This window comes from Aquabacterium sp. (assembly GCF_050725395.1).
Classification (GTDB): Bacteria; Pseudomonadota; Gammaproteobacteria; order Burkholderiales; family Burkholderiaceae_C; genus Aquabacterium.
On record NZ_JBOHHL010000030.1, the window covers coordinates 21,051 to 32,755 of the forward strand.

Here is an 11,705-nt window from a genome sequence, read left to right on the forward strand (position 1 = left end):
GCACTCGATCAGCTCGGCTGCTAAAAATCAATCAAGGCGATCTGTTGGGTTTTGGACAGCCGCCTTCAGGGCGATGGCGATGGCCTGCCTTGTGCGCCCTGTTGTTCGGCCAAGGCCAAGGACCTGGCCTTGGCGATGTTGCGCTCAATGGATGAACGCATCTCCGCGTCGGGCGGAATGAGGCTCAGGATCCTGGTCCACTGCGCTTGAGCCCGGTCATAGTCATGGGCTTCGAAGGCGGCGCTGCCCGACAAGGCCAGGGCCTGGATGTGGCCAGGATTCAGCTGAAGCGCCCGATTGATCAGGGCTTCGGGTTCGCCCACCAAGGTCTGTCCCTGGCTCATGCCCAGCGTCACGGCATAGTCGGTCAGCAAATCGGCATCGGGGGGCTGCAGGGCCAGGAGGCGCTGGTAGGCGCCCACGGCTTGCGGAAAACGCTCCAGCGTCTCGTAGGACTTGGCCAGCATGCGCCAGCCGGCCGCATCGTTGGGCTGGGTTTGCAGGCGTTGGGCCAATCGCGCGACCATGCCTTCGATTTGCGCGGGCGTCACGGCGGGTGCGGCACTGTCGGCACCGCTGGCCTCAGCAGGAGCCGAAGCTTCGGCTTGCGGCCCCAGCGCTTGAGGGGCGCCCGTGACAAGGTACAGCCCCGCGGTGACGACAGCCACGCCCGAGACGAGCGAGGCGGCCGTCCAGCGCTCAGGCGGTTCGGCCTTGGTCAGGCCAGAAGGTGTTCGGCGCCACAAGGTGGGCACGATGAACAGGCTGGCGGCGACCACCATCAGCAAGGCCAAGATCAGGAAACTGGTCATGTTTGAAGCTTTCGCCGCGGATGCTGGCTGGCGTCGTTCTCCGCATCATCGAGCTCCATGGAAGGCAGCTCGGAATCCACCTGGCCCTGAAAGGCAACACGCCTCTCGCGCCAATGTGCAAACAAGAGCCCGGCGCCCATCAGCAACAGCAAGGCAGGCGCGGCCCACAGCAGGAAGGTCGCCTTGTTGACCGGAGGCCGGTACAGCACGAAATCACCATAGCGCTGGACCATGAAGTCGCGCACCTGCTCGTCCGTGGCGCCCCCGGCCAGTTGCTGGCGCACTTCGCGCTTCAACTGCATGGCCAACTCCGCCTGCGAATCCGCGATGGTCTGGTTCTGGCAAACCAGGCAACGCAGCTCCGCCGTGAGCCGGTTGACGTGTTCGTCCAGCAGCGGGTCGGTTGCCGCGGCGGCCACCGTCAGTGGCGCCCAGCCGACCAGCAGCAAGGCCAAGGCGGCCAGGAAGGTTGCACGGAGAAACCTAGCCACGCTTGAGCTCCTCGATCAGCGGCAGCAGCTTGTTCTTCAAAACCTCGGGCGTGATGGGCCCGGCATGGCGCAAGCGGATGCGGCCTTGCTTGTCGATGACGAAGGTCTCGGGCACGCCGTAGACCCCGAGGTCCATGCTCACACGCCCATCCCGGTCGGACACGGTCAGTTGGTAAGGGTTGCCATGGCGCGTCAGCCACTGCTGGCCGTTGACCAGTTCGTCCTGGTAGTCCAGTCCCACGATCGGCGCAACACCTTCCTTGGACAGTCCCAGCAGCACGGGGTGCTCTTCACGGCAGGACACGCACCACGATGCCCAGACGTTGAGCAGCCAGACCTGCCCTTTCATGTGCTGGGGACCGAATGGCTTCCGAGGATCGTCCAGTTGCGCCAGGCTGAAGGGCGGCGCCGGCTTGCCCACCAGTGGCGATGGGATCTCGGTCGGGTCACGGCCCAAGCCCAAGCCCAGCGCGGTGGCCAGCCCCAGGAAGATGAACAGAGGTAGAAGGTATCGCTTCATCAGTGTCTCGCCATCACGGGTTGTGGGCCGGTGGCCGTGCTGGCAGGCTTGTCCTGCTTCACCCGTCCGCGGTAGCGCCTGTCGGTGGCGGCCAGCAGTCCGCCCAAGGCCATCACCACGCACCCACTCCACACCCAGGCCATGAAGGGCTTGACTTGAACGCGCACGCCCCAGGCGCCATCGGGCGAGGCTTCGCCCAGCGACACATACAGGTCACGTGTCCACCCACGGTCGATGCCGGCTTCCGTCATGGGCATGCGCTGCACCACGTAGAAGCGCTTCTCGGGGTGAAGAGTGCTCACTCGCACGCCATCACGGGTGATCTCGAAAGTGGCCTTGCCCGCGATGTAGTTGGGGCCCTTGACCTTTTCCAGCTCGCTGAACTGGAACCGGTAACCGCCCAAGCTCACGGCATCGCCCACCTTCAGGCTGGCGTCTTCCGCGTGGTCCAGGCCTTTGACCAGGGTCACGCCCAGCACGAAGATGCCGATGCCCGCGTGCGCGACCACCATGCCCCAGAAGGACCGCGGCACAAGCCGCCAGCGTTGAGCCAAGGTGGACTTGCCAGCATGCGAGGAGAGACGTTGGACCACATGCCCCACGGTGCTCAGCAGCACCCAGACCGCCAGCAACACACCCACGCTCACCCCCACCGAGGTGCGCAGCCCCAAGGCGATGGCCCCGGCCAGCAGCAAGGACACGGCGGCCAGGCCGCGCAACTCGCGCCACACGCGCACCAGAGAGCCTTCTTTCCAGGCCACGTAAGGGCCCACGCCAATGAAGATCAACACCGGCAGCATCAGGGGCACGAACACCGCTTCGAAGTAAGGCGGGCCCACGGAGATCTTGCCCACGCCCAGCGCATCGAGCGCCAGCGGGTACAGCGTGCCCAGCAGCACCGTGCCCATGGCCACCACCAGGAAGACGTTGTTGATCAAGAGCATGGACTCGCGCGAGAACAAGGCGAAGCGTCCACCCAGTCCTACCTTGGGTGCCCGCCAAGCGTACAAGCCCAGCGAGCCGCCGATCACGACCAGCAGGAAGACGAGGATGTAGAGCCCGCGTTTGGGGTCGGAGGCAAAGGCGTGCACCGAGGTCAACACCCCCGAGCGGACCAGGAAGGTGCCCAGCAATGACAGCGAAAACGCCAGGATCGCCAACAGCACGGTCCAGTTCTTGAAGCTGCTGCGCTTCTCGGTCACGGCCAATGAATGGACCAAGGCCGTGCCCACCAGCCAGGGCATGAAGGAAGCGTTCTCGACCGCATCCCAGAACCACCAGCCGCCCCAGCCCAGCTCGTAGTAGGCCCAGAAGCTGCCAAGCAGGATGCCCAGCGTCAGGAACATCCAGGCCAGCAAGGTCCAAGGCCGGGACCACTTGGCCCAGGCCGCGTCCAATTGACCGCCCAGCAAGGCGGCGATCGCGAAGGCAAAGGCCACCGAGAAGCCCACATAGCCCATGTACAGCATCGGCGGGTGGATGATCATGCCGAAGTCCTGCAGCAGCGGGTTCAGATCACGGCCATCGGCTGGCACCGGGAAGACCCGGTCGAACGGATTGGAGGTGAACAGCGTGAAACTGAGGAAGCCCACGCTGATGAGGCCGAGTACCCCCAGCACGCGCGCCACCGTCACCTCGGGCAGGCTGCGGCTGAAGATGGCCACCGCCAGCGTCCAGGACGTGAGCATCAGCAGCCACAGCAGCAGCGACCCTTCGTGCCCGCCCCAGGCACCTGCCACGCGGAAGTAGACAGGCAACAAGGAATTGGAATTGTTGGCCACGTAGGCCACCGAAAAATCATTGGCCACGAAAGCCGACACGAGGATGCCAAAGGCCACCGCAACGAACAGGAACTGCCCCGCCGCCAACGGACGTGCCAGGGCCATCCAGCGGGCCTGCGCCTTGTAGGCGCCCCACACCGGCAAGGTGCCCAACAGCGTGGCCAGGCACAAGGCCAGGATCAGTGAAACATGGCCCAATTCAGGCGTCATCGTGTGTCCTTTTGCACTGCGACGGCAGGCCCGGCCTGGCGGTCGGCGGCTTGCTTGAGCGCAAAGGCCGCCTCCGGAGGCATGTAGTTTTCATCGTGCTTGGCCAGAACTTCCTCGGCCACGAACAACCGGCCTTCGCCCAGCTTGCCTTGGGCGACCACGCCTTTGCCTTCCTTGAACAGGTCGGGCAGCAAGCCTCGGTAGCGCACCGTCACGCGGTGGGCCATGTCAGTGACCACGAAGGTGGAGGTGATGCCATCGGCCTGCCGTTGAAGGCTGCCAGCTTCCACCATGCCGCCGACGCGAAAGCTGCGGTGGGCCGGCGCTTCGCCCGCCAGGATTTGTGTGGGCGTGAAGAAGAACACCAGGTTCTTTTGAAAAGCCGACAGCACCAGCCAGGCGCCCACGGCCAGCACCGACAAACCCAGCAGCACCAGGGACAGGCGTTTGTGCCGGGTTTTCATCGCCCAGCCCTTCTCAGGGCCTTGAGCACGATACGGCGGCGCCACACGACCTCAATCACCTCGAAGGCCAGGGTGCCGAACACCACCAGCACCGAGCCCCACACATAGACGCCATAGCCGCCCATGGCCACGAATTCGCCCCAGCTGTTCCAGTTCATGCGCCCATCCTCACGCTTTTGACTTCCGGGAGCTCGGCAACCCAGGTGGCATCACCTTCACGCTCCAACACGATGGCGCGCAGCCGCAGCAAGGCCATGCCGATGGCGTAGGCCCAGAATCCCAGGGCCGTGAGCAGCATGCCCAGCAACATCGTGCTGGCCATGGTGGGCGCCGCCTTGAAGCTGATCGAAGCGCCCTGGTGAAGAGTGTTCCACCACTGCACCGAGAAATAGATGATGGGCACATTGACCACGCCGACCACGGCCAGCAAGGCGCCCGCGCGGTCACCGCGACGCGGATCGTCGGATGCGGACTGCAGGGCCATGAAACCGATGTACAGGAACAGCAGGATCAGCTCGGACGTGAGCCGGGCATCCCAGACCCACCATGCGCCCCAGGTCGGCCGACCCCACAAGGCCCCGGTCCACAAAGCCAGGAAGGTGAACAGCGCCCCCGTGGGCGCCAGGGCGCGGGCCATCATGGACGACAGGCGCGTGTTCAGGACCCAGCCCAGCCCAGCCCAGAAGGCCATGGCCACGTACACCACCATCGACAGCCAGGCCACCGGCACATGCACGAAGATGATGCGGTAGGCATCGCCTTGCTGGTGGTCGGTGGGCGCCACGAAGAAACCGATGTACAGGCCCACGGCCGACAACAACAGAGCCACGCCCATGAACCACGGCACCAGCTTGCCCGCGATGGGGTAGAAGCGCTGGGGCGAGGCGTATTGCAGCCATGGTTTGGTGCTCGATGGCCTGGACCTCAGGCCGGATTCAGTCACAGTGATGCCCACCGCAGCTCCTTTCTCATTGCTTGAATCAATCCAGCGCCACACGCAAGGCGGCGGCCGTGGCCCAGGGGGCCAAGGCCAGAGAAGCGGCCAGCACACCCGCCAACAGTTGAAGGTGTGCCATGCCGCCCAAGCCACTGCTTTGCGCGCCCACCGCGCCCGCGCCAAAAATCAGCACCGGGATGTAGAGGGGCAGCACCAGCAAGGCCACCAGCACGCCACCGCCACGGAGTCCCAGCGTGAGCGCCGCGCCGATGGCCCCGATCAGGCTCAACGCCGGCGTGCCCAGCAACAGGCCGCCAGCCAGCACCTCGATCGCCTCCAGCGACAAATCGAACTGCAAGGCCAGCAAAGGCGCCAACAGCACCAGCGGCAGCCCCGACACCAGCCAATGCGCCAGCACCTTGCCCGCGACGATCACACTCAAGGGCTCGGGCGAAAGCAGCATCTGCTCCAACGTGCCATCGGCGAAATCCAGCGCGAACAAGCGCCCCAGCGACAGCATGGCCGCCAGCAGTGCGCTCACCCACAAGATGCCGGGCGCCATCGTGCGCAACAAGTCGCGCTCCGGCCCCACGCCCAGCGGGAACAGCGTCGTCACCATGACGAAGAAGAACAAGGTGGTCAGCACATCCGAGCGGCGCCGGAACGCCAGCAGGACGTCGCGCCGCACAACGGCCAGGAACACCCGCCACATCAGACCGCTCCATCGAGGTGGACCTCATGGGTTCGGCTCGCCGCCAGCGTCTGGGACTGGTGCGTGGTGTAGACCACCACGGCGCCTTCCGCCAATTGGCGGCTCAAGAGGGAGGACAGCACATCGACCGACTCCTGGTCGAGCGCATTGAAAGGCTCGTCCAGGATGGCCAGCCGGGCCACGGGCTTGATCGCCAGCCGGGCCAGCATCACACGGCGTCGCTGACCTTGCGACAGGACCCGGGCGGGCAAGTGGGCACGGCCCCGCAGGCCCATCAGGTCGAGGGCATCACAGGCTTCGGATTCACTGCACGACCGGCCGGACAGCACGGCACTGATCTGCACGTTCTCGCTGGCGGTGAAATCATCCTTGAGCCCGCTGCCATGCCCGACGTAGACCAAGTCCTGGTTGAAATCCTCGCGCAGGGACCGGATGGACCGGCCCTGCCACAGCACCTGGCCCTTGAGCGGCTCGGCCAAGCCCGACAGCACGCGCAAGAGGCTGGTCTTGCCACTGCCGTTGCGGCCGACCACGCGCAAGGCCTCGCCCGCCTGGACCTCGAGGTCGAGCCCATCGAATAGCTTGCGGTTGCCACGCGCATGAGCGAGTTGGCTGGCCTGCAATGTCATGTTCGTTCACCTTCACCATTCAAATGCATGTTTCTTGTGGCAAAGGAAAGTCATACCCGCCGAACCTGCAACACTGGCTGCAATGTATCGGCGAGGTCGTGCAGACCCAAGGAACGAATTCGCAGATCCATATGCGGCACCCCGCAAGGACCGATCTGCCAAAAGAAATCGGGCAAGGCGCGAAGCCTTGCCCGTGGACCATCAAGTCAAGATGATCAGTTGGTCGCGAAGCAGTACAGCAGGCCCGCCCCGCCGGTGGCGACCAGGTTCTCCTGGCCACAACCGCGGCTGGGGTGCGTCGAGTTCCAGGAGGTGTTGCCACCACCCGTGCGGTCGAAGTGCCCCACCTGTGCGGAACCATCGGCCGCACTGCTCGTGTAGTTCTTGCAAGTGTGGTCGGCGGAATCCGTGAAGGCCCGGCCATCAGGCTGGGAGCCGGTCAGGATGTCGTGCTCGTTCGGCTTGTCGCCCGCGCGCTTGACGGCTTCGTTCTTCTCGGTGAAGGCGGTGGCCCAGGTCAGGTTGTTGCCAAGGCGTGCCAGCTCCAGCGTGTCGCCGTGCAGGTGCGCCAGGTCGCGGGCCACCACGACACCGCGGGTGTTGTACCAGGGGCCTTGGCCGATGCGATCGCGCGCGTTGACGGCGGGTTGGCCTTCGCTGGCCTGCGTGCTCAGGTAAGCGCGCCAGGTCTTGGCGCCCCCGCCGGCGGCGGTGGCCAGCTTCTGGCAATGCGCGTCAGCGCCCGCCAGACCACCCAGGTCAGCGCCCTTGCCCAGACCGGCACTGGTCACGAAGAAGCTGAAAGGCTGCTTGGGCGCGGCTGCGGCAGCGGGCGCAGCCGCCGTTTGTGCCTGCGCCACCGAACCCAGCGACAGCAAGACCAACCCGGTGGCCAAGGCCAAACCCTTGAAACGGTGACTCATCTCATCAGTCCTTCTTGCGGAAGTCATCGTGGCAGGCCTTGCAAGTGCCTTGCAGCTTGCCCAGCTGGGTCTTCACCGCCGCGACATCGCCCAAGGCAGCCACCTTGGCCAGTTCATTGGCCTCCTTGTTGAAATTGGCCGCCACTTCACCGGCTTTCTTGTCGGTGAACAGCTCGGGCTTGACCGCGGTGTCATGCCAGCCCTTGCCGGTTTCGGTGCCAGGGGCATACAGGGCGCCCAGACCGGAATTGGCGATGGCCGCGATGGTGTTGGCGGCCTTGATCACTTCTTCCTTGTTGTACTGGCCATCGACGTTGGCCTTGACGCGACCGGTGTTCCAGGCGATGACCTGGTAGGCCGACTGGCGCCATTTGATCAACTGTTCGGGCTTGGGGGCCTGTTGCGCCACGGCGGTCGCGGCGGCGGCCAGGGCGGCCACCGCCAGGATGGGGGCCACGACGTTTTTCAAGCGTTGTTTCATCGAGTTGTCCTTGCAAGTGCTGGGATTGAAAAACCCGGACCAGGCCGGGTGAGAGGGGGAATTCAGGTGCGCAGGTGTTGGTTGAAAAACTCCACGGTGCGCTGCCAGGCCAGCTTGGCGGCGGCCTGGTCGTAGCGGGGCGTGGTGTCGTTGTTGAAGCCGTGCTGAACGCCTGGGTAGAAGTGCGCTTCGTAACGGACCTTGGATTTCTCGAGGGCCGCCTCGTACTTGGGCCAGCCGGCGTTGATGCGTTCGTCGTTGCCTGCGTAATGCAGTTGCAAGGGCGCCTTGATCTTGGCCGCATCTTCCTCGCTGGGTTGGCCGCCATAGAAGGGCACCGCCGCGCCCAGGTCGGCCACTTGCGTCGCCAGGAAGTTGGACACGCCACCGCCATAGCAGAAGCCCACCACCCCCACCTTGCCATTGCCTTGCGGCAGGCTCTTCAGCGAGGCGGCCGAGGCCAGGAAGTCGGCACGGCTCTTGACTTGGTCCAGCTTGGGGAACAACTCTCGGGCCTTGTCTTCGTCACCAGGGTAGCCACCCAGGGGGAACAAGGCGTCCGGTGCGAAGGCGATGAAGTTGTCCAGCGCCAGGCGCCGGGCGATGTCCTCGATGTGAGGATTCAAGCCACGGTTTTCGTGCACCACCAGCACGGTGGGCAGCTTGCCCTTGGGGGCGGCAGGCTGAACCAGGTAGCCACGCACGGTGCCGTAGCCCTGCGGCGACGGGACCTCGACGTACTTGGCCTGGATGCGAGGATCACGGCCCTGCACCTGCTGGGCATTGGCGAAGTTGGGACTCAGTTGTGCCAGCAACAGCTCCGCCGACATCCCCGCGGCCGTGTACTTGGCGGCGGACTGAAGGAAACCCCGGCGGTCCAGCAAACCGTGCACGTACTGGTCGAAAAGCTTCAGGACTTCAGGGGCGAAATCGTTCGCGGTCTTGCGTGTCATGTCTGCACTCCAGTTGGGTCACTTGGCCCGGCCACTGACGCCTGCGGTCAGCACCGGGAATCGGTAGGCGGCACCACGACCTACCGCGTACAAAGTCTTTTTATCAGGGCCGGCGAAGGCCAGGTTCTGAGGCTTCTTGGGCAGGGTGATGCTGCCCAAAGCTTCGCCCTTGGAGCTGAAAATTTCAATGCCCTTGTTGGACGCCACGTAGACCCGACCGGCGTCGTCGACGGCCAGGCCATCAGCGCCGCTGTTGACGCCGCCGTTGCTGGTCTTCTCGATGACTTCCAGCTTGGCGAACTGCCGCTTCGGCCCCACCGAGCCATCGGCCGCGATGTCATAGGCCAGCACGTGCTCGCCATTGGTGTTGGCCACGTACAGCACCTTGTCGTCCGGACTCAACTGGATGCCGTTGGGGCGCTCCACGTCGCTAGCCAGGCGCTTCACCTCACCGGAAGACGAGATGCGGTAGACCGCGGGCTTGGCAGGCTCCGGCGCACCAGGCGGCAAGGCCCCATTCGCGCCGGAATCCGTGAAGTAGACGTTGCCCTTCTTGTCCACGACGAGGTCGTTGGGACGCCCGAAAGGTTTGCCTTCGAAACCCTCGGTCAGGGTCTTGGCGTGCGTGGACGGGTGGATGATGCCCACGCGGGTGCGCTGCACCTGAACGGCGTACAGGTCGCCGTTGGGCGTGAAGCCCAGGCCATTGGCGCCGTTGGTGTTGTCCAGGAAGCCGGTGACGGTGCCATCGGGCCAAATCCGCGTGATGCGGTTCACTTGCGTCTCCGTGAAGATCAGGCTTCCGTCGGCCAGGCCCACCGGGCCCTCCGTGCCTGAGAATCCTTCCTTGATCAGCTCGACCTTGGTGCCCGCGGCCACCACACCCGGGATCGCATTGACGATCAGGGTCGTGGCGGGAGCCGGCACCTGGGCGCCTGCCTGCACGGCCACACCGGCCAGCAAGGTCACGGTCAATGCTTGTTTCAAAACCTTGATTTGTTTCATGGCTTGTCCTTTGAGCATCCTGGGGTCAGGACTTCTTCGCGGACTTGGCCGCCAGTTGCTGAACGATTTCCAGCGACTTCTCGACGTTCGCAGCAGGGCCCACACCACCCACCGTGGCGACGATCTTGCCGTTCGGGCTGATGATGAAAGTGGTGCGCTCGACACGGCCGTGGTCGATGTCATCGCCGCGCGTGTCCTTGCGTCCGGTTGGCGTGTCGTTGACCGCCAGGTCGAAGGCCTTGGACACCTTGCCGTCCGCATCGGAACCCACCGCGATCTTGCCGGCGCAGTACTCGGGGTCGGCGGAGAAGCGGTTCAGGCGCGTGATGCTGTCCAGGGACACACCCAGGACGGTCGCACCGGCCTGTTCGAATTTGTCGTGGTTGACCGCGAAGGTGTGTGCCTGGATGTTGCACCCGCCGGTGTAGGCCGAGGGATAGAAGTACACCACCACCGGTCCTTTCTTGAGGGCATCCTTGAGCGAATAGCTGAAGGCCTTGCCGGCCAGCGAGGCCTGCAGCTTGAAGTCCGGGGCCGCGTCGCCCTCCTTGAGCACCGCCATGGCAGGCAGGCTGACCAGGGCCGACAACGCGCCGGCCAGGATCCATTTCCGATGGTTCATTTCATCTCCGTTCCATGTATCAATGATCGATGGCTCACTGGGCCGACAGGTGGTCGGCCAGTGATTGAATTTCTGCGTCGGTGAGCGCCTGACTCACCTGGTTCATGATTCCTTCCGGGTTGTTGCGCCGAAAGCCCGAACGCCAGTCCTGGATCTGCTTTTCCAGGTACTTCCATTCCTGCCCACCCAGGATGGGCCCCTGGGCCGAGTTCAGGCCCTGCCCTCGTTCGCCATGGCAACTGGCACACGCCACGATGCCCCTGGCGGGATCGCCTTGCGCGAACAGCCTGGCGCCCGGTGTTTCGGCAGCACCACCCTCGCCTTTCATGCGGGGCAAGGACGCGAAGTAGGCAATGATGTCGCGCTGGTCTTCCTCTTCCACGCTGCGGGCCATGATGGCCATCTGGTCGTGCTTTCGCTTGCCCGACTTGAGGTCTTGCAATTGCTTGAGCATGTACTCGGGGAACTGCCCCGCGAGCTTGGCGAACTTGCCCTCCGGGCCATTGGCATGGCCCTGCCCTTGGCCATCCTGGCCATGGCATTCAAAGCAGCGCTCAGCCTCCGCCTTGTCCTTGCCCAGCACGGGATCGCCTTTGAAAGCCGCAGGCGCAAGAGGCTTCGCTTGCGCGGCCTTGCCGGTCTTGCTCACCTTGGTGACAGGCGCCGCGGCCTGGGCCGAGGCGCACAGAAGCAAGGCGCACAGAAGCACGTTCGACATGAATTTCACGAAACGCCCTTCACCTTCAGGACTTCTTGTAGAAGGTGTGGCAGCTCCGGCATGCGCGCGATATCTCGGTGGCCGAATCCGTGGCCGCGTCGAATTGCTGCGCTCCCACGGCCTTCACGATGGCGGTGGCCAGGTCCTTGCTCTTGCGCGACAGGTCGACCGCATCGGGTGCGTCGCCCTTGGCCACGAAGTGGTTCTCCACCTTGGCGAACAGCGTTTCAAGTTCCTTGGCATCGTCCGTGCTGCCCTTGACGTTCTTCAACGCGATGTTCGAGGACAGGCTCTTGTTGGTGTCCTCGATGGTTTGCATCAGGTCCATGTCCAGCTCATCAGCGGCACGAACGGCACCCACCAACACCGCCAGCATGGCCATCGCCATGATCAACTTACGCATACGAAATACAAATCTTGCCAATGCATTGAGAAACGCGGACTCAG

General features: G+C 64.3%; 16 protein-coding genes. All 16 read right to left on the reverse strand.

Annotated elements, in window-relative coordinates; translation table 11 throughout:
• Positions 1 to 65: 65 nt before the first annotated feature.
• Positions 66 to 812 carry a tetratricopeptide repeat protein gene (locus tag ACREB4_RS16360; protein ID WP_431589300.1) on the reverse strand — a complete coding sequence of 249 codons (747 nt, stop codon included), beginning with the start codon at positions 810 to 812 and terminating at the stop codon, positions 66 to 68.
• Positions 809 to 1,303 (reverse strand): cytochrome c-type biogenesis protein, encoded by a 495-nt coding sequence (locus tag ACREB4_RS16365; protein WP_431589301.1) that lies wholly within the window; start codon positions 1,301 to 1,303, stop codon positions 809 to 811. Before ACREB4_RS16365 ends, ACREB4_RS16360 begins: the two co-directional genes overlap by 4 nt.
• Positions 1,296 to 1,823, reverse strand: coding sequence for a DsbE family thiol:disulfide interchange protein (locus ACREB4_RS16370; RefSeq protein ID WP_431589302.1), 528 nt, complete (start codon positions 1,821 to 1,823; stop codon positions 1,296 to 1,298). Before ACREB4_RS16370 ends, ACREB4_RS16365 begins: the two co-directional genes overlap by 8 nt.
• Positions 1,823 to 3,814, reverse strand: coding sequence for a heme lyase CcmF/NrfE family subunit (locus ACREB4_RS16375; protein ID WP_431589303.1), 1,992 nt, complete (start codon positions 3,812 to 3,814; stop codon positions 1,823 to 1,825). The genes ACREB4_RS16370 and ACREB4_RS16375 overlap by 1 nt, the downstream gene beginning before the upstream one ends.
• Complete coding sequence (gene ccmE, locus ACREB4_RS16380; protein WP_431589304.1) at positions 3,811 to 4,278, reverse strand: cytochrome c maturation protein CcmE; 468 nt, start codon at positions 4,276 to 4,278, stop codon at positions 3,811 to 3,813. Before ccmE ends, ACREB4_RS16375 begins: the two co-directional genes overlap by 4 nt.
• On the reverse strand, positions 4,275 to 4,436 hold the full coding sequence (ccmD, locus tag ACREB4_RS16385) for a heme exporter protein CcmD (protein WP_431589305.1): 162 nt from the start codon (positions 4,434 to 4,436) through the stop codon (positions 4,275 to 4,277). Before ccmD ends, ccmE begins: the two co-directional genes overlap by 4 nt.
• Positions 4,433 to 5,227, reverse strand: coding sequence for a heme ABC transporter permease CcmC (gene ccmC / locus ACREB4_RS16390; protein WP_431589332.1), 795 nt, complete (start codon positions 5,225 to 5,227; stop codon positions 4,433 to 4,435). The genes ccmD and ccmC overlap by 4 nt, the downstream gene beginning before the upstream one ends.
• Positions 5,228 to 5,258: 31 nt before the next feature.
• Positions 5,259 to 5,927, reverse strand: coding sequence for a heme exporter protein CcmB (ccmB, locus tag ACREB4_RS16395; protein ID WP_431589306.1), 669 nt, complete (start codon positions 5,925 to 5,927; stop codon positions 5,259 to 5,261).
• The gene (gene ccmA, locus ACREB4_RS16400) at positions 5,927 to 6,556 is read right to left on the reverse strand and encodes a cytochrome c biogenesis heme-transporting ATPase CcmA (RefSeq protein WP_431589307.1); all 630 of its coding nucleotides are present in this window, start codon (positions 6,554 to 6,556) and stop codon (positions 5,927 to 5,929) included. The genes ccmB and ccmA overlap by 1 nt, the downstream gene beginning before the upstream one ends.
• Positions 6,557 to 6,771: 215 nt before the next feature.
• A complete protein-coding gene (locus ACREB4_RS16405; RefSeq protein WP_431589308.1) occupies positions 6,772 to 7,479 on the reverse strand; it encodes a lectin in 708 nt (235 codons plus the stop codon).
• 4 nt (positions 7,480 to 7,483) lie between these two features.
• Positions 7,484 to 7,960 (reverse strand): c-type cytochrome, encoded by a 477-nt coding sequence (locus ACREB4_RS16410; RefSeq protein ID WP_431589309.1) that lies wholly within the window; start codon positions 7,958 to 7,960, stop codon positions 7,484 to 7,486.
• 62 nt (positions 7,961 to 8,022) lie between these two features.
• The gene (locus tag ACREB4_RS16415) at positions 8,023 to 8,913 is read right to left on the reverse strand and encodes a dienelactone hydrolase family protein (protein WP_431589310.1); all 891 of its coding nucleotides are present in this window, start codon (positions 8,911 to 8,913) and stop codon (positions 8,023 to 8,025) included.
• A gap of 18 nt (positions 8,914 to 8,931) precedes the next feature.
• Positions 8,932 to 9,918 (reverse strand): SMP-30/gluconolactonase/LRE family protein, encoded by a 987-nt coding sequence (locus ACREB4_RS16420; protein WP_431589311.1) that lies wholly within the window; start codon positions 9,916 to 9,918, stop codon positions 8,932 to 8,934.
• Positions 9,919 to 9,943: 25 nt separating this feature from the next.
• Positions 9,944 to 10,540: a peroxiredoxin gene (locus tag ACREB4_RS16425; RefSeq protein WP_431589312.1), complete on the reverse strand. Its 597-nt coding sequence runs from the start codon at positions 10,538 to 10,540 to the stop codon at positions 9,944 to 9,946.
• Between the two features lie 34 nt (positions 10,541 to 10,574).
• The gene (locus ACREB4_RS16430; RefSeq protein WP_431589313.1) at positions 10,575 to 11,258 is read right to left on the reverse strand and encodes a c-type cytochrome; all 684 of its coding nucleotides are present in this window, start codon (positions 11,256 to 11,258) and stop codon (positions 10,575 to 10,577) included.
• Between the two features lie 25 nt (positions 11,259 to 11,283).
• Positions 11,284 to 11,661: a hypothetical protein gene (locus tag ACREB4_RS16435; protein WP_431589314.1), complete on the reverse strand. Its 378-nt coding sequence runs from the start codon at positions 11,659 to 11,661 to the stop codon at positions 11,284 to 11,286.
• Positions 11,662 to 11,705: the final 44 nt, after the last annotated feature.